The organism is Salinisphaera sp. PC39 (genome assembly GCF_040361335.1).
GTDB lineage: Bacteria > Pseudomonadota > Gammaproteobacteria > Nevskiales > Salinisphaeraceae > APNM01.
Map to the genome: position 1 here is coordinate 65,143 of NZ_APNM01000015.1, position 20,256 is coordinate 85,398.

At 63.3% G+C, this 20,256-nt stretch carries 19 protein-coding genes; 8 read left to right on the plus strand and 11 right to left on the minus strand.

Annotated elements, in window-relative coordinates; translation table 11 throughout:
• Positions 1-20 precede the first annotated feature (20 nt).
• From PC39_RS13675 to PC39_RS13685, 3 genes are all read left to right on the plus strand, one after another.
• Entirely contained in the window at positions 21-572 is a 552-nt protein-coding gene (locus PC39_RS13675) for a VOC family protein (protein WP_353253962.1), read from the plus strand.
• Between the two features lie 82 nt (positions 573-654).
• A complete protein-coding gene (locus PC39_RS13680; protein ID WP_353253963.1) occupies positions 655-1,650 on the plus strand; it encodes a zinc-dependent alcohol dehydrogenase family protein in 996 nt (331 codons plus the stop codon).
• 12 nt (positions 1,651-1,662) lie between these two features.
• A complete protein-coding gene (locus tag PC39_RS13685; protein WP_353253964.1) occupies positions 1,663-1,986 on the plus strand; it encodes an EthD family reductase in 324 nt (107 codons plus the stop codon).
• Between the two features lie 79 nt (positions 1,987-2,065).
• Here PC39_RS13685 and PC39_RS13690 read toward each other — a convergent pair whose 3' ends face one another.
• Both PC39_RS13690 and PC39_RS13695 read right to left on the minus strand, forming a co-directional pair.
• Positions 2,066-2,977 carry an NAD(P)H-dependent flavin oxidoreductase gene (locus PC39_RS13690; RefSeq protein WP_353253965.1) on the minus strand — a complete coding sequence of 304 codons (912 nt, stop codon included), beginning with the start codon at positions 2,975-2,977 and terminating at the stop codon, positions 2,066-2,068.
• A 16-nt stretch (positions 2,978-2,993) separates the two neighbouring features.
• Positions 2,994-4,544, minus strand: coding sequence for a class I adenylate-forming enzyme family protein (locus PC39_RS13695; protein WP_353253966.1), 1,551 nt, complete (start codon positions 4,542-4,544; stop codon positions 2,994-2,996).
• A gap of 147 nt (positions 4,545-4,691) precedes the next feature.
• Between PC39_RS13695 and PC39_RS13700 the strand changes: the two genes are divergently transcribed.
• Complete coding sequence (locus PC39_RS13700; RefSeq protein ID WP_353253967.1) at positions 4,692-5,669, plus strand: helix-turn-helix domain-containing protein; 978 nt, start codon at positions 4,692-4,694, stop codon at positions 5,667-5,669.
• Here the strand turns inward: PC39_RS13700 and PC39_RS13705 are convergent.
• The 4 genes from PC39_RS13705 to PC39_RS13720 form a co-directional block, all read right to left on the minus strand.
• Positions 5,596-7,281 carry a flavin-containing monooxygenase gene (locus tag PC39_RS13705; RefSeq protein ID WP_353253968.1) on the minus strand — a complete coding sequence of 562 codons (1,686 nt, stop codon included), beginning with the start codon at positions 7,279-7,281 and terminating at the stop codon, positions 5,596-5,598. The two genes, PC39_RS13700 and PC39_RS13705, sit on opposite strands and share 74 nt — an antisense overlap.
• A gap of 50 nt (positions 7,282-7,331) precedes the next feature.
• Positions 7,332-8,267 (minus strand): LipP1 family hormone-sensitive lipase, encoded by a 936-nt coding sequence (lipP1, locus tag PC39_RS13710; protein ID WP_353253969.1) that lies wholly within the window; start codon positions 8,265-8,267, stop codon positions 7,332-7,334.
• A 221-nt stretch (positions 8,268-8,488) separates the two neighbouring features.
• A complete protein-coding gene (locus tag PC39_RS13715) occupies positions 8,489-9,793 on the minus strand; it encodes a lipase family protein (protein WP_353253970.1) in 1,305 nt (434 codons plus the stop codon).
• Positions 9,790-11,400 (minus strand): M28 family peptidase, encoded by a 1,611-nt coding sequence (locus tag PC39_RS13720; protein WP_353253971.1) that lies wholly within the window; start codon positions 11,398-11,400, stop codon positions 9,790-9,792. The genes PC39_RS13715 and PC39_RS13720 overlap by 4 nt, the downstream gene beginning before the upstream one ends.
• A 180-nt stretch (positions 11,401-11,580) precedes the next feature.
• Here PC39_RS13720 and PC39_RS13725 point away from each other — a divergent pair, with 180 nt between their 5' ends.
• From PC39_RS13725 to PC39_RS13735, 3 genes are all read left to right on the plus strand, one after another.
• Positions 11,581-11,970 carry a hypothetical protein gene (locus tag PC39_RS13725; protein ID WP_353253972.1) on the plus strand — a complete coding sequence of 130 codons (390 nt, stop codon included), beginning with the start codon at positions 11,581-11,583 and terminating at the stop codon, positions 11,968-11,970.
• Entirely contained in the window at positions 11,967-12,398 is a 432-nt protein-coding gene (locus PC39_RS13730; protein ID WP_353253973.1) for a helix-turn-helix domain-containing protein, read from the plus strand. The genes PC39_RS13725 and PC39_RS13730 overlap by 4 nt, the downstream gene beginning before the upstream one ends.
• 154 nt (positions 12,399-12,552) lie before the next feature.
• A complete protein-coding gene (locus PC39_RS13735; protein WP_353253974.1) occupies positions 12,553-13,254 on the plus strand; it encodes a Crp/Fnr family transcriptional regulator in 702 nt (233 codons plus the stop codon).
• 22 nt (positions 13,255-13,276) lie between these two features.
• On the opposite strand, the gene PC39_RS13740 is transcribed toward PC39_RS13735, so the two are convergent.
• Positions 13,277-13,525, minus strand: a complete 249-nt coding sequence (locus PC39_RS13740) for a hypothetical protein (protein WP_353253975.1) — start codon at positions 13,523-13,525, stop codon at positions 13,277-13,279.
• 92 nt (positions 13,526-13,617) lie between these two features.
• Between PC39_RS13740 and PC39_RS13745 the strand changes: the two genes are divergently transcribed.
• A complete protein-coding gene (locus tag PC39_RS13745; RefSeq protein WP_353253976.1) occupies positions 13,618-13,944 on the plus strand; it encodes a hypothetical protein in 327 nt (108 codons plus the stop codon).
• 118 nt (positions 13,945-14,062) lie between these two features.
• On the opposite strand, the gene PC39_RS13750 is transcribed toward PC39_RS13745, so the two are convergent.
• From PC39_RS13750 to PC39_RS13765, 4 genes are all read right to left on the minus strand, one after another.
• On the minus strand, positions 14,063-14,308 hold the full coding sequence (locus PC39_RS13750; RefSeq protein ID WP_353253977.1) for a hypothetical protein: 246 nt from the start codon (positions 14,306-14,308) through the stop codon (positions 14,063-14,065).
• Between the two features lie 2,309 nt (positions 14,309-16,617).
• Positions 16,618-17,475: an AAA family ATPase gene (locus PC39_RS13755; RefSeq protein WP_353253978.1), complete on the minus strand. Its 858-nt coding sequence runs from the start codon at positions 17,473-17,475 to the stop codon at positions 16,618-16,620.
• Positions 17,476-17,534: 59 nt separating this feature from the next.
• Positions 17,535-19,415, minus strand: a complete 1,881-nt coding sequence (locus tag PC39_RS13760; protein WP_353253979.1) for a hypothetical protein — start codon at positions 19,413-19,415, stop codon at positions 17,535-17,537.
• Positions 19,412-20,038 (minus strand): hypothetical protein, encoded by a 627-nt coding sequence (locus PC39_RS13765; protein ID WP_353253980.1) that lies wholly within the window; start codon positions 20,036-20,038, stop codon positions 19,412-19,414. Before PC39_RS13765 ends, PC39_RS13760 begins: the two co-directional genes overlap by 4 nt.
• Between the last annotated feature and the right edge of the window lie 218 nt (positions 20,039-20,256).

Consider the following 20,256-nt stretch of genomic DNA (forward strand, 5'->3'; position numbering starts at 1 on the left):
GACACGGGAGACGGAAACGGATGCGACTCCGGGGCGTGCACCACGTCGAGTTCTCGGTGCCGGACTACGAGAACGCGATTCCCTTCTACGACCGGATGTTCGGCTGGCTGGGCTACACCAGCTTCTGGACCCTGGACGTCGGCTACCGCTCGACCTATTACATGGCGCGTTTTCCCTTGCCGCACAGCTATATCGGCATCCAGCCGGCCGCGCGCGGCGGGACGCTGGATCATGCCGCGCACGCCACCGGCATCCATCACGTCGCGATCTGGGCCCGCGGCCGCCGCGAGGTCGATCGCTTCCATGCGCGCTTCCTGGCCCCCCGCGGTATCACCGTCACCGACCCGCCGGCGGAATACCCGATCTACGCGCCCGGCTATTACGCCGTGTTCTTTCTCGACCCCGCCGGCATTCGCTGGGAGCTGGCCCATACCCCGCGCCTGCCGGGACCGCGCGCCGTTCTCCGGTCGCTGCGGGCCGCGCGCCGATTGCGCCGGGACCATCCGGAATGGCGCCGTCATCCGGCGCGGGAAATGATGCGCACGCTGCCCTCGCGCCGCGAGTTGGAATAGGCGTTGCCGGAACCGGCACGGCTGGCGCGGCCGTTCACAAACGGTATGCTGGTCCGGTTTTCGGTACCGGAGGAGGAGAACGGTGCGAGCGACCGAATACAGCGAATACGGCACCCCCGCCGAGGTGGTGACCTGCATCGACGTTGACGATCCGGGGCCGCCGGGATCGGGCGAGGCGATCCTGGAGATCGTGGCCTCGCCGATCAATCCCTCGGACCTGTTGCGCATCCAGGGCGCCTACGGCACCAGCCCCGGTTCGCTGCCGGCGCGCGCGGGCTCGCAGGGGCTGGGCCGGGTCGTCGAAGCGGGGCCGGACGTCGACAATGTCTCCGCCGGCGACCTGGTGCCGGTGCACGTGTTCTTCACCGGCGGCGGGACCTGGGCCGAGCGCCTGAAATGCCCGGCGGCGGTGCTCACCCCGCTGCCCGAGGCCGACCCCCTGCAGCTCGCCATGCTGCCGGTGAATCCGCCCACCGCCGCGCTCATGCTGAGCGATTTCGTGACCCTGGCGCCCGGCGACTGGGTGATCCAGAACGCCGCCAACTCCACGGTCGGCCATTACCTGACCCAGCTCGCCGCGGCTCAGGGCCTGCGTACCATTGACGTCGTCCGCCGCGAGGGCGCGGTCGCCGGCGTGCGCGAGGCCGGTGCCGAGCACGTGCTGGTCAGCGGCCCGGACCTGCCGGAGCGCGTCGCCGAGATCACCGGCGGCGAGCTGCCGCGCCTGGCGATCGACGCCGTCGCCGGCGACGACACCGAGCGCCTGGCGTCCAGCGTCGCCGAGGGCGGCACCGTGGTGAACTACGGCCTGCTGTCCGGCGAGGCCTGCCGCATCCACCCGCGCGATATCGTGTTCCGCCGCGTGAACCTGGACGGGTTCTGGATGCAGACCTATTTCCAGGAGGCCCCGCGGGAGCAGTTGCACGGTCTCTACGCCAAGCTCGCCCGCCTGATCGCGGACGGGCGCCTGCATATCCCGGTGGCCGCGACCTACGGTCTGGACGCCATCGGCGAGGCGCTGGCGCACGCCGCGAGCGGCGGCCGCGACGGCAAGGTATTCGTCACCCCACAGGCATAACGAGGAGGAGCCATGTACAAGGTCGTGGCGGTCTGGACCGCGCCCGCGGCGGAGGACCGGGAAGCCTTCGAGAAGCATTATTTCGACGTCCACGTGCCCAAGGCGGCGCGCGTGCCGCACCTGCAGGACCTGATCCTGGTGCGCAACGAGCACAGCACGGCCGAGGACTGGTACGGCAGTGCCGAAATGACCTACGTGGACGAGGAGGCCTTCAAGGAAAGCCTGGCCTCGTCCGAGTGGGCCGAGATGGCGGCCGACACCCAGCACATGGAAAAGACCTTCAATGTGTCGCTCAAAGTGCTGTTGGGCAAGGAGAATCGCTGGCCGGTGGGGTAGTGCCCCCGGCCACGCCCTCACCCCCGGCCCCTCTCCCGCGAGCGGGAGAGGGGTGACGGCGTCACCACGGGGGAAAGGCTCATTTCGCCGCGTCGTACTCCGCGGCCAGACGGTCCAGGATCGCCGCCGCCGGCTCCACGCCGCGCACCCGGCCGACGCCCTGGCCGGCGCTCCAGACGTGCTTCCACGACGCCACGTCCGAGCCCGCGTCGCGGTCGATGCTGCCGTCGGGCCGCAGCACGCCGGCCTCCGCCAGGCGCGCGCGGATGAAGTTGGCGGGCATGCCCGAGAGGGCATCCGTCTGCAGGATATCGTCCGCGCCGGCGGCGGCCACGGCGTCCTTGTGTCCTGTCGGGGCCATGCTTTCCGCCGATGCCAGGAAAGCGGTGCCGAAATAACCCAGGTCGGCGCCGATCAGCTCCAGGGCGCGGAGTTCGACGCCGCGCGTCAGGCAGCCGGCGACCACCAGCGGACCGTCGAAGAACTCGCGCACCGCGGCCACGAAGGCGAAGGGGTTGAGCCAGCCGGTATTGCCGCCGGCGCCGGCGGTGAGCAGCACCAGGCCGTCGGCGCCGGCCTCGGCCGCCTTGCGGCCGTGGCGCACGCTGGCCACGTCCGAGAACACCAGCCCGCCGTAGGCCTGGATCGGCTCGACCACCGCCGCCGGCGAGCCCACGCTGGCGATCACCATGGGCACCTCGTGGCGCACGATCAGGTCGAGGTCGACGTCCCGGCGCTCGTTGCTCTTGTGCAGGATGAGGTTGGCGGCGTAGGGCGCCCGGCAGTCGCGGGTGGCTTCGCCGATGCGTGTCAGCCATTCGTCGAGCTGTTCGGGCGTTCGCGCGTTCAGGGTGGGGAAGCTGCCGATCGCGCCGCCGAGGCAGGACGCGATCACCAGGTCCGGCCCCGACACCAGGAACATCGGCGCCACGATCGCGGGCAGCCGCAGGCGCGCGCGCAGGTCGGCGCGCAGGGTGTCTCCCTTGGTCATGGTCGTCTCCGGCGGATCAGATGCGGCGGTCGTGACCGGACCAGTATGCCTCCCGCAGTTCCTTCTTGCGGACCTTGCCGTTGGGATTGCGGGGCAGGGCGTCCATGAAGTCGACCGATTTCGGCGCCTTGACGCTGCCCAGGGCCTCCTTGCACAACGCGATCAGCTCGTCGGCCGTGGCGTCGGCGCCGGCGCGCAGCTCGACGATCGCCTTGACCGCCTCGCCCCACTTGTCGTCGGGCACGCCCACCACGGCCGCGCCGGTGACCGCGGGATGCGTCTCCAGGACCTGCTCGACCTCGGCCGAGAAGACGTTGAAGCCGCCGCTGACGATCATGTCCTTCTTGCGGTCCACCAGGACGATGTAGCCGTCCGCGTCGCGGATGCCGACATCGCCGGTGTGCAACCAGCCGTGCCTCTTGAGTTCGGCGTTGGCCTCGGGATTGTCGAGGTAGCCCGGGGTGTTGGCCCAGCTCCGCATCACTAGCTCGCCGGGCTCGCCCGGACCCAGGAGGTTGCCGTCGTCGTCCATGATCGCGAGCTGGCGCGTGATCGAGGCACGGCCGATGGCGCCCAGCCGCCAGCGCCAGGTCTCATCGCCGTCGGGGCGGTGCTCCTCGGGGCGCAGGAAGGCGATGGGGCCGTTGGCCTCGGTCTGGCCGTACATGTTCATCATCACCGGCCCGAACACGGCGATCGCCTGTTCCAGCCGGGCGCGGGCCATGGGCGCGCCGGCGTAGGCCAGGATCTCCAGCGAGCCCAGGTCGCGCTCGTGCACGTCCGGGTGATCCAGCAGGGCGTAGATCGCGGTCGGCGGCAGGAACAGCACCTGGATACGCTCGCGCTCGATGGTCTCCAGGATCGCGCCGGCATCGACCGCGGCATGGATCGTATGGGTCGAGCCCACCGCCGACAGCGCGAACAGGAACGACCCCGCGAAATGGCTGACCGGCCCCACCACCAGGTGCCGCACTGGCTCGTGCACCCGCATGGCGAACAGCATGTCCCAGGTCAGGGCCAGGGCGGTGAGCTGGGTCTGGACCACGCACTTGGACTTGCCGGTGGTGCCGCTGGTGCCGAACAGCCCCCAGGCGTCCTCCGGGCCCACGGCGACCTCGGCCGCATGCGTGCCCTCGGGCGCCATCCAGTCGGCCAGGGCGGGGTGGCCGTCGCACTCGCCGTCCAGGCAGACCAGCAGCCGCAGGCCGGGGCATTCGGCGGCGGCCGCCGCGGCCTCGTCGGCGAAGGCGCTGTGGAAGATCAGGGCCCTCGCGCCGGCGTCGCGCAGGAAGGCGGCATTGGCCGCGGCGGTGTTGCGGGCGTTGACCGGGGCGATCGGGTTGCCGGCGCGGAAGACGCCGTACAGCGCCTCCACGCCGCGCCAGTCGTTGGGCATGTAGAAGCCCACCGGCTCGTCCGGCGCCAGGCCGTCGCGTTGCAGGGCCGCCGCGATCCGGTGGGTGGCCGCCCGGGCCTCGCGGTAGGTCCGGACCGTGGCGTCCTGGCGCAGGAATTCGTTGTCCGGGTGCAGCGTCGCCGCCCGGTCCAGGAAATCGATCAGCCGCATGCGTTGTCCTCTCGCTCTGTCGTCGTGTCCGGGCCGGCCGTCACGCGGCCGGCGCCTGCCTCCAGCGAGAGGGGCCGTCCCGCGTGGACAGCCCGGCGAACCCCGTTGTAATGTGCCTTGTCATGCTGGAACGCCTGGAGCCGGGCGATGCGGTTCATCAAGCAACGATTCTCCACCGCCGACGTCTCCGCCTCCGATCGTACCGCGATGTGGGGCGCGCTGGTCCAGGATATCAATTTCAGCTTCGCCTTCCGGCCCGCGGACGACCGGCCCTACAGCGGAGCGCTGCGGCGCTATGCGGTGGACGACTTCCAGGTGGTGGCCTTCGACGAGGGCCAGGCCGAGTTCCACCGCGACGACGACCACATCCGCACCGACGGCATCGGCGTGTTCGAGGTGTTCGCCCCGACCCGCGGCGGCTGCGTGATCGAGCAGTTCGGCTCCACCGAGGAATGCGGGCCGGGCTCGATGTTCTTCGTCGACGCCGCCGCGCCTTTCCGCCTGGTCCAGCGGGGCCGCATGGCCGGGGTCATCCTCAAGACCTCGCGCGCGGCGATGGAGCGCTACCTGCCGGGCGTGCAGTCCATGTGCGGGCGGGTGGTCGACGGCCGCCACGGCCTGCCCCGCGTGACCCGCGACATGCTGCGCTCCATCGGCGGGGAGGGCGACAGTCTGCAGATGCCCCAGTTCGAGAGCGCCTGCCACCATCTCATGGACCTGATGGCGATGATCGTGGACGGGGCGCGCGACCTGAACGTCGCCGACGGCCGCGTGCGCGGCGCCACCCTGGCGCGCCTCAAGGCGCACATCCGCGAGCATGCCGCCGATCCACGGCTGGGCACGGGCGACGTCGCCGCCGCCTTCGGGCTATCCGAGCGCTACGTGCAGATGCTGTTCCAGGGCGACGGCATGACCGTGCGCGACTACCTGCGGCGGCAGCGGCTGGACGAGGCCCGCCGGCAATTGGCAAACCCCGCCCGCCGCGATCGCACCATCACCGAGATCGCCTACGCCAGCGGCTTCTCGAGCAGCGCGCACTTCAGTACCGCGTTCAGGATGCAGTACGGGCTGTCGCCGCGTGAGTTCCGTTCGCAGGCGCTCGGCCGGCGGCCGGCTCGAACGTGAACCCTTCGTAGCCCTTCGCGGCGTTCTCGTCGCATTCCTCGCGATACATCCGGCCGCCGCCCAGGTACACCATGAACACCCGCGGCTTGCCGGGGACGTTGGCGCCCAGGTACCAGGAATTGGCCTCCGGCAGCAGGGTCTGGTCGGCGATTTCCTTGACGTGGGCGATCCAGCGATCCTCCGCCTCCCGGTCCGCCTCGATGGTGGCGTAGCCGTTGCGGCGCATGTAGTCGATGCAATCGGCGATCCAGTCGACATGCTGCTCGGCGCTGCGCGGCATGTTGAACAGCACGGAGGGGCTCAACGGACCGGTGATCAGGAACAGGTTGGGGAAGCCGTGGGTGCAGAGCCCGAGATGGGTGCGCGGCCCGGCCGCCCAGTGGTCCTCCAGCCGCTCGCCGTCGCGGCCCTGGATGTTCATGCGGTAGAGCCCGCCGGTGAAGGCGTCGAAGCCGGTGGCGTAGACGATCACGTCCAGCTCGTGCTCGCCCGCGCTGGTGCGGATGCCCCGCGGCGTGATCGCCTCCAGGGGCGTCTCCCGCAGGTCGACCAGGGTGACGTCGTCGCGGTTGAAGGTCTCGTAGTACCCGGTCTCGCAGGGCTGGCGCTTGGAACCGTAGGGATGGTCGCGCGGGGTCAGCTTCTCGGCGAGCTCGGGGTCGTCCACGCGCTCGCGGATCTTCTCGCGCACGAATTCGGCGGCCGTCTCGTTGGCCTCGTGGTCGAACAGGAGGTCTTCGTAGCTGCCGACCCAGAGCGAGAAGCCGCCCGCCTGCCAGCATTCCTCGTAGACCCGGCGGCGCTCCTCGGGGGAGACCTCGAGGGCGGAGGGTTGGAGGTGGTCGAACGGCTGGCCGCAGAGGGCGTCCAGTTCCTTGCGCCGGATCTCCGGGTAATTCGCCTTGATATCGCGCTCGAGCTCGGGATCGAGCGGCTCGTTGCGCAGCGGCGTGGCGTAGTTGGGAGTGCGCTGGAACACGGTCAGGTGCCCGGCCTCGCGCGCGATGATCGGGATCGCCTGGATGGCGGTGGCCCCGGTGCCGATGATGCCCACGCGCTTGCCGCTGAAGTCCACGCCCTCGTGCGGCCAGCGGCCGGTGAAGTAGGTCTCGCCCCGGAAGCTGTCGCGGCCCTCGAAATCCGGGATATTGGCCGCGGTCAGGCAGCCGGCGGCGGAGATGAAGAAGGGGGCCCTGGCGCGGCTGCCGTCGTTGGTCTCCACCTCCCAGACGTTCTCGTCCTCGTCGAAGCGCACCGATGTCACGCGGGTCTCGAAGCGGATGTCCCGCCGCAGGTCGAACTTGTCCGCGACGTAGCGCAGATATGCCAGGATCTCCGGCTGGGCCGCGTACTTCTCGCTCCAATGCCATTCCTGCTGCAATTCCTCCGAGAAGGCGTAGGAATAGTGGTAGCTGGGGATGTCGCAGCGGGCGCCGGGATAGCGGTTCCAGTACCAAGTGCCGCCGACATCGTCGGCGCTCTCGTACACGCGGACCTTCAGGCCCAGGGTGTCGCGCAGCCGGTGCAAGGCGTACAGGCCCGAGAAGCCGGCGCCGACGACGATCACGTCGAACGTTTCTTCGTTGCGTGTCGAATCGATCGCTTGAGGCATGGCGATTCTCTCCTCCGATTCTTTTCGTGGCGGACGCGGTCGCGTCCGGGCTATCGGGTCAGGGCGTCGCGGGCCGCGCCGGCCGCCTGGTCCACGGCCCGGCGGGCCGCGTCCAGCACGCCCGACATGCTGAAGAAGCCGTGCATCATGCCCAGGTACTCGGTGACCACCGCCTGGGTGCCGTCGGCGAGCATGCGCTCGGCATACTCGATGCCTTCGTCGCGCAGCGGATCGTAGGTGCCGATGATCACCAGCGCCGGCGGCAGGCCGGACAGGTCGTCGGCCAGCAGGGGCGCCGCCCGCACGTCGTTCAGCGGCTCGGGACCGCCCCAGTAGTGCTCGCGGAACCAACGCATGGAGCGCGTGGTGAGTAGATAGCCCTCGCCGTACTGGTCGTAGGAGGGGTAGCCTTTGGACTCGGGCGCCGCGCCCGGATATACCAGCACCTGCAGCTTCAGGTCCGGGCCCTTGCGGTCGCGGGCGAGCAGGGCGGTCACGGCGGCCATGGTGCCGCCGGCGCTGTCGCCCGCGACGCCGATGCGGTCCGGGTCCACGCCGATCTCCGAGGCATTGGCGGCAGCCCATTCCAACGCCGCGTAGCAATCGTCGATGGCGGCGGGGAAGCGGTGCTCCGGCGCCAGCCGGTAATCCACCGCGATCACGGCGCAGCCGCTCTTGTCGCAGAGGTGGCTGCACACGCCGTGGTATTCGTCGAGGCCGCCGATCACCCAGCCGCCGCCGTGGAAGTACATCAGCAGGCCGCGCGGCCCCTGGCCGTGACGCGGCGTGTAGACGCGGATCGTGAGATCGCCGCCGGGGCCGGGAATCGCGCGGTCCTCGTGGGCGACATCGGCCGGCGGCGCGTCCACCATGGCCAGGAAGTCGCGGAAAAACACCCGGCATTCCTCGGGGGGCAGGTCGGCGAAGTCGGGCGCGCCCTGTTCCGCCGCCTGTTGCATCAACGCCTGCAACTGCAGATCGACCATTCCGATATCTCCTCGCACATTGAATACTTATGTCGTTTTCTCGACGTATCGCGTAAAGCGCCGGGCCCGTCCGGGCGGAGCATTCGCCTACGTCGTTTGGTATTGGAGCGTGGTGTGCGGGTACCGGGCTTTCGCGCAGGCGCAGTGAGTCTTTCGTGGAAACGAAGAAACGCGCCGCAAGGGCGCGTTTTTACGGAAAAACCGGTGGAGAATCGGCGCCTTCAGTAACCCCAGGCGGCGAGCTCGCCCACGATCGACTTGAACAGCTCGATCCGGCTGAAGTGGAAGGCGCTGTTGTCCTCGCCGGCGCAGCTCACGCCGTCGATACCCGGTATCCGGGCACTGCTGGCGGCCATGTGGCTAAGGCCGGGATGCGGTTGCGCGGGGTCGTCGGTGGCACCGTCGTACCAGCGCGGGATCACGGGCGTGGCGCCGCCGGTGCCGTCCGGGCCGTAGGTGGTGAAGCGCTGGGACTCGACCGAGATGTTGCCGTCGTTGGGGCCTTCCCGTTCCTTCACCACCTCGTAGTAGAGCCGGCTCTCCTGATAGCAAGGGTGGTCGATGTCCCGGATCTCCGAGGTGAAGGTCTGGTAGAGCACGGGATGATCCGGGTCCTCCGGCAGGGGATAGCGCTCGTTGAAGCTGGGCGGGCAGGTCTCGCCGCGCCGCGGGTCGCATTCCATGTCGGTGGTGAACAGGGTGTAGTGGCGGCTCAGCGCCACCACCGACTCGCTCGCCCGGGTGATCAGGGCCTGGTTCTGGTAGAGCGAGTGGATGCCGAACGCCAGGTCCAGGGCGAGGGCGCGGCAGCCGGGCGTGACACAGGCCGCCAGCATCTCCAGGGCCCAGTCGGCCTGGGCCGTGCCCTTGTTGGCACCCGCCATCGAGGTCCAGCTCGCCACGTGCTTGTACATGAGCTCGCCGCTGAACTCGTTGCGGACCGCGGCCATCATGTAGCGGGAGTCCGGGCAGCCCTGGGAATGACAGATGATGTTGAACCGGAGTCCGCGCCGGCACGCGGCCTCGTCGTCGAAGCCGTGGCGCCGGCGCAGCGTCGGATCGGCGCAGTATTCGATGGTGGCGAGATGGATGCCGTCCACGATCTCCGGGTCCTCGCCACGGCACAGGATTTCGTCGATGGTGGCGCCGGCGCACTTCTTGTAGAGGATGCGACCGCGCCGTTCGTGGGAGGCGTAGGCCACCTTGTCCGGCTGGAAGATCGCCACGCCCTCGGCCTCCAGGGCGTTCTTGACGCCATAGGGGTTGAACTCGCCGGCGGTCTGTTGGCGATCGCCCTGGAACGAGCCGTCCGCCGTCCGCGACCAGGCGTGCGAGAGCACGACCGGCCAGCGCGTGGGCAGGTGCCGGGCCTCGGCCGGGGCCGGGGCGGCGTAGTAGCGGCCGTCCGGACCGGCGCCGCCGGTCAGGCCCAGGTCCGCGGCCCGGCCGTCGGAGCCGCTGCCACCACCGCCGTCGCAGGCGGCGACCAGGACCGCGAAGGCGAGGGCGAGGGCGCGCCGGCTCATGGCGCCGAGGACTCGTCCGCCAGAGTGTCGTAGAGCGGGCTGCTCAGGGGCACGCCGATCAGCTCCGTCGGTGTCTCGTCGATCGCCTCGATCAGGCCGATGAACGCCTCGGTCATCGGCACCAGGTCCTCGCGGGCGACCTTGTCCAGGGTGTCGGCGATGTCGTAGAGATAGATCGGCCCGGAGATGAGGCTGGCCGTGGGTACACCGGCCGCGCAGATGAAGCCCGCGTCGGTCGGCATGGCGCCGATGGGGCAGAGCAGATGGCCGTTTAGCACCGCGGTGCGCTCCAGGTCGTGCTCGACGATCTCGTTGATCAGGGTCGCCTTGAGCGTCGGGCCGAGGTTCTCGATCACGCCCCGGATTTCCGCCTGGTCGTTGACCACCAGTTCGCCGTCGTCGCCGATCTCGGCCTGCTTGCCGATGTGCTCCAGCGTGACGTTGGCGACGATGTTGTACGGCGATCCCTCGCCGTGGACGTATTTCTCCACGAACGCCTGGTGCTGCTGGTAGCCGGTGAAGTGGCTGTCGAAGGTCGCGAACATCATCGTCTTCTCGCGTGTCTCCGGCGGCTGCGAGGCGAAGTACTGCGCCTGCGCCAGCACCGCGGCGGTGCCGCTGCCGTCCTCGACCGCGCCGTAGAACACGGAATCGTGATGCGACTGCACCATGATGGTGTCGTTGCTCTGGCCGGGCAGGAAGCCGACCACGGTGCGCGCCTCGGCCTCCTCGCGGTGACCGCGCATGTGCAGGGTCGCGGTGGGCGGCTCGTCCGAGGCGTCCATCATCTCCCGCATACGCTCGCCCGTGGCCGGGCTCACCCAGAAGCCGGGGATATCCACCTCGGTGCGGCGGTAGAACTCGTTGCGGTAGCGGTTGGACTCGAAGTAATCGGCGAGCACGCCGACGAAGCCGACCGCGCCCGCGTCCATGGCGGCCTGCGCCGCGTCCTCGTAACTGGTGATGTAGGGATTGCCGACGAAGAAGGAGGGTTCGACGATGGTCAGGCCCGGGTCCCAGAGGAACTCCATCAGCGCCGCGAAGCCCACCGGCGGCAGCAGGAACTTGAGGTCGAACAGCACGATCTTGCCCTCGACGTCCTGGAATGCCATCTCGGCGGCCGTGCCCAGGCCGACGTCCACGATCTCGGCGGTCAATCCCTCGGGCGGCGTGGCGAACTCGGAGGGCTCGCCGGGGGTGACGAAGGTGTGCGCCACCGGGTAGCTGTCGATGGGTTCGCCGTTCAGGCGCAGGTCCCAGTCGTCGACCTGCCAGTTCCAGGACGTGGCGGTCTCGTAGTGCACGTCCTCCAGGCCCAGTTTCTCGAACTGGCACTTCACGTAGGCCGCGGCCATGCGGCCCTCGCGCGTGCCGGTGCGGCGGAAGCCGATATCGACCAGGTTCTCGATCCAGCCGAAGATCCGGTCCTCGCCGGGGATGCCCTCGGCCTCCGGGCCGTCGGCGTCGGGCGGGCAATCCAGCACGATCCGCAGGGCGTCGTCGTCGGTATCCCCGCCGCTGCCGCCGCCGTTGCAGGAGGCCGTCACGACGACCAGGAACGGCAGACACAGGCCCGCCACGAAAATGCGCAAACGCGATCGGAACACGATTTTCCCCTCCCACGGTAGGACGTTGTGGCCGTCCCTTCGTTGTCTTGGTTTATATCCGTGGCGCCGGCTGGCGACGCCATCCTCAAGCTTGTGGGATGTTAGGTCAGACCCCTATGCTGCGGCTTGTACGAAACGCCGGTCTTCTTGTACGAGACGACGGACATAACGACAACGAATATGACCGATCCCCGCGAAAGAGAGGATCTGCCTCACCCGGCGCCGGCGGGCGTCACCATCTATTACTGGCCGTGCAGCCTGGTGCTGCTGGCCCGGTCCCTGATCCTGGACCGGCCCACGGGGCCGCTGTCCGCGACCCTGCGTATCGCCTGCGGCGAGCCGTACACCATCGAGGTGGAAGGCCGGACGCTGCGCACGCGCGCCTCACTGGTCGCGCCCAAGGCCGAGCGCAAGCGGGTGATCGCCCAGAACAGCGACATCGCGCTGTTCTACCTACCGGTGGACATGCCCGAATACGCCGGCCTGAAATCGGTGCTCGGCGACCAGCCGGTGTTGGACCTGCCGATCGCCGACTTCGAGCCGTACTCCCCACGATTCGCCGGGCCATGACCGAGACCCTGCCGCCGGCCGAGATCCGGGCCCTGGCGGACCGCATGGTGGAGACCGTCACCGGCCGCAACATGCCCGGGGTCGAGCCGGTCGATCCGCGGGTGACCGCGGCCTGCCGGGTCCTGGACGAACTGCCGCTGAGCGAGGTCACCGTGGACACCGTCGCCGGCCAGGTGCATCTCTCGCCCTCGCGGCTGCGCGAGCTGTTCAAGCGCCAGACCGGTTTCACCCTGGGTGAGTACGCCCGCTGGCGGGCGGTGTGGCGGGCCGCGCTCTACTGGAAGCGCGGCCTCACCCTGACCGACGTGGCCGTGCGCGCCGGTTTCCACGACCTGGCGCACGCGGACCGGGCCTTCAACGAGGTCTTCGGCATGAACCCGTCCACCGCCATCGATCCGCGCTACGTCACCCTGATCAACTGCGAATGAGCGTGTGACGCGAGGCAGGGCGGCGACGGACGCCGACACCACCGGCGGCATTCGCGTCATCCGCCATCAGTGTGCCGGCCAGGCGCTCCCGGGACGGCCATAACCGTCCCCGAGGGCGTTACACTGCCGGGCAGTCAGGACAAGGGGAGGGCGCGTGGCCGACAAACCGGAATCGATACAGGACCTGTTCGGGGCGAGCGCCCTGTTCAACGGCGTGGCCGAGCGCACCGTGCGGGACATGCTGCCGCACGCCCGCCGCCTGCACGCCGATCCCGGCCAGCTCATCGTGATCGCGGGCCAGAAGGACGATCACCTGTACCTGGTCGGGGAGGGCACCGTGCGGCTCGCCTTCGTCAGCCCCAAGGGCCAGGAGAAGACCGTCGCCCGCCTCAACCGCATGAAGAGCTTCGGGCTCGCCGAGCTGTTCTCCGGAAGGCCGTTCCGCTACAACGTCGAGGCCGTGGACAAGACCGACATCGTGTCCATCCCGGGCCGCATCGTGCGCAACGCCAGCGCCCGCGACGACGCCCTGCAGCACAACCTCCTGCTGCACATGAGCCGCCACTTCGACGCGCTCGCCCAGGACATCGAATACACCATCCGCTACGACGCCCTCCAGCGCGTCGTCAGCTACCTGCTAGGCACCGCCGGCGCCGATCCCGAGCCGGGCAAACGGCTCACACTGCCGATGCGCAAGAACATCGTGGCCTCGCGCCTGGGTCTGACCCCGGAAACCTTCTCCCGCAGCCTCATGAACCTCACCGACCGCGGCCTGATCCGGGTCGAGGGGCGGCAGATCACGCTGGAGAATATTGATAGCCTGCAGGAATTGCTGGAGGCGGCGATTTTCGATTGAGGTGGACGCAGAACAAACGAGGCTAACGATAACTGCCTCTATCCCTTAGTAATTTCGCTTTCGCGATATCGACGCTACCGTGGTATTTCACCAGGCGGTCGTATTTCGCGGCGTCTCCCATCAGCAGGTTCATCAGGTCGGGATCGCGTTTTCGCTGGCGGCGTCGGCGTGAAGGCGTGATTTTGTTCCGTGCAAACAACCAATAGGCGGCGACGGGGCACACGATAAGCAAAAGCCACAGAATAAGCGGGACGTTGGAGAGTGCTTCCATGCTGGATCCTCCGTTGCAGAGTCCCAATCATACAAGGATCACTTTTAGGCTTGTTCGATATACTTGCCCTGGATTTTCTTCCGGGTTCAGGGATGAACAAGCCCGACTATCTGGCGTGGTTTCTGGTGATCGCGGCCGCGGTATGCACCGGGAATTTGGCGTCTAATTCCATCTCGTACATGGCAGTGAATCAGTGGGCTGCGTACCAGTTGCGCCAATTCCAAGTGCAAATGGAAGAGCGATCACAACGTCAGGCAGTCAAGGCTCGCGAACAGCGTGCAGGATCACCGCGTGGACAAGAACTGCTGCGCCGCTGCCGGGAATGGCGTCGCAACTACACGATGACGCCGAGCCAGACCACAGCCGCGAAGCGTGATCAGGCGTGTGAGGATTACCACAAGTACGTGTGGGGAAGATAAAAAGGGCCCTGATCGAAGCCTTTAGGGCGCTATTTCTTGTGGCGTCGTCCGGCGCTGGCGGCCACGATCATCAGGGCGATCAGGGCAACGCCAACGCCCAGGTAAGCGAGTTCGATCATCATCGCTGGTCCTCCTCTGATTTCGGCCAGCCTAAGACCCATATTATGACACCGGTCCCAATCAGGCCAGTAGCAGCCATGAAGGCCGCCAGGTCCTGGGTCTTATCCGTGATCTGGGTCAGGATCATATGGGAGATGCTGCCAAGGGCGCCGGCCTGGATCAGCGCGACGCCGATGCGACGAATATCCTCGTGAACGGCCCGATAGTCTCGGGATTGGTGCCATTCCCTTAGCTTATTCAGCATTGCTCACTCCTTGAGATGCAGCGTCATTTCGTGAATGCAGTATTTGATTTCATTAAAGAGGGTGTTTCCGGTCAATTCTCGGGTGTGCAGGCAACCTCCGTGGCGACAAATGTGGACGACCAAGTTAAGTCTTTCACATCTAGTTCTGAAAAACAGTCACTTAGCGGATACCAGGTTACTATTTCGCCAATTTATTATTTTACAAAGCGACCTATTAAACTGGTTCCAACTTAGATATTTTAAATGTTGTCTAAATCCAGCTTAGGTATTTTACAAGTTATTTTTTGCCAAATTGGGCTGACTAGCATCTTTCCATCTACCTTCACCGAGATGTTTGTAGTCGTTCGTTCGGTATTACTAGCTAAAGGAGGCATCGTCTTAGCTTGACAGCCTCATACCCGACGCTAGCCTGATTCGGACGTCTCGTGTATGTCCGCCAAGTCAAAACGATCGACAGCACCCAGGAGCTGGAAGTGGCGGGGATAGATAAAACAAGTTATCCGGAGAGTTCTGAAGCTGGTCATAACCATGATGGCTAATGACCTGGACCACTGTGCTTCTAATCTATATCGTTGATGTCGCAGGTGCGAACATCTTCTGGATACTCTTGATGTCTCGGTTGATTCGCTCTATATCTACGCTCGGCTCTAAGTAGATATTGGACCAATCAGACGCGTTGTAACGCGAGGGTGCCCGAAGTGGCGTTCCGTGATGCGACCAGAATTGGTGACTCAGTGCTTCCCCGTTCGATGAATGCCGGTAATACAGCGGGCCTGGATTTTTTTGCGATGCGCAGTGTAGGCGTCTGATGCTTGAGCGGGCGCGCTTGCGAAGCCAGTGCAAAAGATTATCTCCACAGCTCAGCGCTTCCCAATGATCAACATTGCCCGAAACTTGAACTACATAAGTGCTGGGGAGGCGGACACGCCAGCGGTCTATGATATTCACGTGGTGAAAATAGTAATCGGCTTTCCGCCCGCGTACCTCCCTTGCCGCCACATACCAATAGGTTTGCAGCACGGAACCGAAATACGCCATTAGATCGGATTCGTAGAGGCGGCGAGCGCCATCAGGAGGTAGATCCTTCAGTCGGTCTGCTCCAACTTCACGTAGCGGCGGACGAGGACAGAGTTGGATCTCATCGAGCACATCTCTAATTGTGCAAAAATTGGTTCTGCGTGTCAGATCGGAACAATGTAGAGATAAGGCCCAGTATATACATGTGCGGCATATCGGACAGGGCACGCCTGATATTGGTGCTAGCCATTGTTTTCTACATATTCTCTGGTACACCCTACACGTACTGCATTCGGCCCAAATTGTTTTATAGAGGGTGTTGTAGACGTTCTCGTAAGCCTGTTTTACCCACCACTTGCTATCCGGTCGCAGCTGTGCCTGAGGGTCCATACCGCCTCTGTACATCGAGTGGCCGAAATTGATAGTTTGTATATAAAGACGTTTCCTCGCCGCGATATTGTCTCGGTCGGAAAATGATCTGGTTAACTGCTTTACGTTGAAGTAGAAAGTCGTGCAACGTTTCCGTCCTAAACTACCCAATGCATCTAGTAGGGGCCTCAGCCTTCGTTCGTACCCACATCGCCTAGCCAATCTTGCGATAACTGTAGCCTGATATCTAGGCGCGAGTTTTCGTTCTTCATATATATCAGACCCCGTAAGTGCTTCGTATCCGAGTTCTCCGCGTGTGTAGGTTATCTGATAACTTGTTCTAAGCAGCGCGACGAATTCTAAATATGCAATATGAACCTGTGATATCGATACGGGAAAGTGTTTGTGGGAACGAAAAGAAATCGTTTCTAGCGTAGGGAATGAAAACTGGCAACGTTGGCAGATAGTCTCAGTTCCAGTTCGCTTCAAATCGATTGTTGCATCGCCGCACAGGCAGACCTGCCTAAGTGGCGCCCTGTGCCACGGACAGAAAGAAAGAAACCCAAGTTGATGGAGAGGCGACTGATAACCTACGGCGAAGCATAGGGGACATACCAAGTTCGTATTGGCTATTTCACTAAAGCCGGGAATGCCCCAACGCGAGACCCAGGCATGTGCGGTGACTTGTTCCGGCTCCGAACCTAGGGTCTCTCTAACGTAATCTAGTTGGTCTTGAATTGTTTTAAGCTGAATATTGAGCCGACAGCTCGGTTTGCTCACAGTCGCACCGTTCACGATGAACTTTCGCAGCTCATCCGCCGAAATCGCATTGGCCCGAAGGAAAATAAGCCAGCTGGATAGCGTCGTCTGGTAAGGCCACCGAAAGGCCTGCCCAAGCGCGAGTTGCCCGTCCCAGTCGTTCATTAAGGCATATGAGACGCGCCTATCGCGCGAGCCACGTCTTCTTCCGTCACCTCGAGACAAGCGGTGTCTCTAGGGGCAAGTACGTCCATGAGCAAGACCTCCAACGTCGAGGTGAAATACTGCATAGGCCACTGATCGTCAGCGTTTTTGGCTCGTATGTCCTTAAAAACTTCCCAGATCAGCGGGGCATAAGTTGATAACCTGAAGCCATGTGCGAATGCGGTTGGAACGTAGGTAGACGTTGCGGCCCCGGGACCGATATTCTCTCGCGCGTCGCCGGTGTCTATCTGCTTGAGTGCATGCTGCACGTCGCTAGAACCTTTTAGCCCGGTAAAATTATGATAAGTTACGAAAAAACGGCCTCGTAAATGTGGCGCCTGATGCCCTTTGTAGTTCTGAACCCAATTATGTAGTTCTTCAGTTCCGACGCTGACAAAGCATAAATTAATGTCCCTTTGCTTTAGGACGTTAAATAGTCCCTTCAAGTAATGGTAGTTGGTCGGTGTCCAATCCTCAGCGTTATCGATGACGAAAAGCGCTTGATTGGTGCTATTCAAGGATGCGCGGTCGGCCAAGCAGCCGACCAGTCGCCAAAATTTATCAATTGCGTAGCCTTGTTGTGCCAGCGGATGATTGAGTGACTGAAGAATATCAGTCCACATCTTATTGTCTGTCGTGCGGAAATATTGATTGGCGGAGTAGATGTGGGTAAACACTGGTTCGTCTAGTCGGTTAGTGAGGCGCGGTATGACCGACTCAAATGCAAATGTCTTACCTGCACGAGACATTCCCCAGACGTATGCGCCTGGCACATTTGAAAATATATAGGACCGCAACTCGGCCAGAAGCCGTTTCATCGGCAATGTGCGTAGGGTATAGGCGCCTGGTCCAAACATCGATTAGGGAACCACCGCACCTAATTGAACCAGTCGTCGTCTAAACCAGCCGCCATGTTATAGCGTGACTTCACCGTTCGAGTCTGGGCCGTGTTGGGCGGCACCATTCCAGTTGCCTCGGCAACTTCATTGGCATTACGTGCCCATCGCATCAACTCAAGTGCGACGGACGGTTTGTCGATAGATTTACCCAAGCGATCGAGATAAGCACTTAGTGGATCGACCCTGGATAACTTTTCATCCTTAACAAGCTTATGGATGCGACGCCGCATTTCTTGACTGTGAGGAAACTGGCGCCAGCGTCCGCCCACGTGCACTTCGCCAAGGTGCTCGCCCTGCAGCGTAAATACCTGCAACGTTCGGATATCTAATCGATGGAAAGTTATACGAACTTTCGCACCCCACACGTCGGGGCGCACATCAATAGCCGCGCCCTTGTAGGGGCTATATAGCCAATTGATACGCGGACGGATATTTTCATCTCTTGGCTTATTGACGTGGACAATCTCGGTGTTTTGCATGAAGAGAGACGTCTGGCGTAGCTCAGGAGTTAGCTTGCGGACGATCAGCCCCCGCTCAAGGGTTTCTTGAATATTCTGCAGTGGTGACCGAGCAAGCAACTCTGGCTGAGTCGTGCCGTTGTAATCGGCGATGACAACGTCGATGATCTCTTCAAGGCTGCGGCACGACACAATGGGGGGCTGTCGTCTATTCCCGTCGTGTCTGCGAGGATCCAGTGGATTACTACCCGTCGTGGACGGCAACTGGTGGCCGTAATACTCAATACGTTTGAAGATCGCTTCTACGAGACCCCTGGCGACGGGAAATGCCGGGCGCCCGAAATTTACCGCCGCGTTCCAGTTCCGGCGGATCATACGGCGTACGGCATTGCCGTGATGGCTCCAGTCATTGTCCATCCGGACCAAGGAGGGCGTGGCGTATAGTAATTGCTGGCTGACGTTCACCGGATACCCAGCATCCGGTGCGTAGTTGAGTCCCGGTGATTGCAGTGCCATACGCTCACGTGGCTCGTTGACCGTTTGCAGGGCTCGCAGGACATCGGATTGATTTATTTTTCGTCCAAATCCGTAGCTGTATCCCAGTACGCACCGGCTAGAGACGCATACGAGCAGAAGCAGCCAGAATCTTGCAAGTCGGACCGTCGTCTCAAAGCCGTTCCAGAGCTGCACAGTGAGTCCGGTCTCCGCGTCGATCAGGTGCTCATCGAACTGGACTTCTTCGAAAGGAGCCAAAAGACCGCTTGCAATTATCCGCGTCTGCTCCGTACGTTCCTTAGCGGCCTTACTGTTGCGCAGATACGAGAGACGCTTCTTGAAATACAGTCGAGATGACTCTTGCGCCTGCTTTTCAGTATTAAATGGGTAAGCATTGGCAGGCCAGCCTGCTTCACGAACGTAGCGGATGAGGGCGGCATGGAAACTGCTGGGCGTGAGGTTCCGACGATACCGGCGTTTCATGAGATCCTGCTCGATCAGCGTATCGAGATGGTCTCTTAGTCCGACACATTCGTCCAAGAGTCCTTGAAATAAGCCCGGTCCAGCTGGTTTTTGTCTCGCGCGGATCGACTGCATGTCCTTGGTGTAACCACGTCGCGTATGAGGAATGAGTCCTTGTGCAAGCGCCGGGCCTGTATCGCCGTGGGGTGCCAGAGAGCGCCGAAGATAGTGATAAACTAATTGGGGAGTGACGTTGAATTGCTTTGCGACTTGAGAAACGCTTTGTTTTTGTTCAACAACTGCCTGGACGAGCTTGCGGTTACGTAGAAAGCGCCTGCGCTTGTCTTCAGGCAGGTCGTGTATAAAATCAGCTGGCCACTCCGTAACATTCCGCAACTCCGGCTGTTCGGCGAGGGTGGTGGCCCATCTGGTTGTCGTCTTCATACCGCTGATAGGACAAGCGAGTGCCTATATGGCTCATCAGCTAATGGGGCACTTGCTATACCAAAGTGAAGGAGGTGACAGGGCACGGCGTGTTGCACGTGTTCTGGTGACGCGCTAAACATCGCGGTGAATGCGCCTACAGTAAGGGACTTAGCCTGACGCAGAGCTTCTTCAGCGGTCTCTAGCAGCCCCTCTAGTGGTTCATCCCGAGCTGCCTGGATGTACCGCGTTATCCGAAACCAATTCAACGCCAAGAAAGCGTTGTCGTCTACTGATTCATTGGTGATGAACCGGAAGCTGGCGCCATGCGTCTCAGCCCACTGGTTCACCGCACTAATCCAAGGAAAGTCTTGACTACACACCGCTTCCGGCTTTACTTCAGCGATGAAATTTTGACCATTTGTCTTTTTCGCATAAATGTCCGGACGATAGGTAAGCGATCGAGAGTCCTTTAAGTAGCGGATCGGGGGGGCTTGAGTCTCATAACTGACGATCGAAGGATCAGATTCAAGCAGGCAAGCAAACAAAAACTCTTCCCATGAATGGCACTCACATAGCGTGGGTGACTTCGGCATGTCGCATTCATACCAATCGAACCGGATCTGTTTGCTTCGGCTTTTCAAGGGTGAAGCCTCCGTTGAGTTGCCTAGGCTAGGGCCCGCGCAATGTCGAGACTGCGATTGCGATGCTCACACCGATCCTCGTGTGGAGGCAGGCGTCACGAACCGACTCGCGGGTCCAAGTTACCTTCTAGCCGAATGAGGCGATACTGTAAAATTTAATATACTGATCCACTGCTGTCCGGGGAATCTTTGAGTCATGCAAGATAATCCCATAGCTA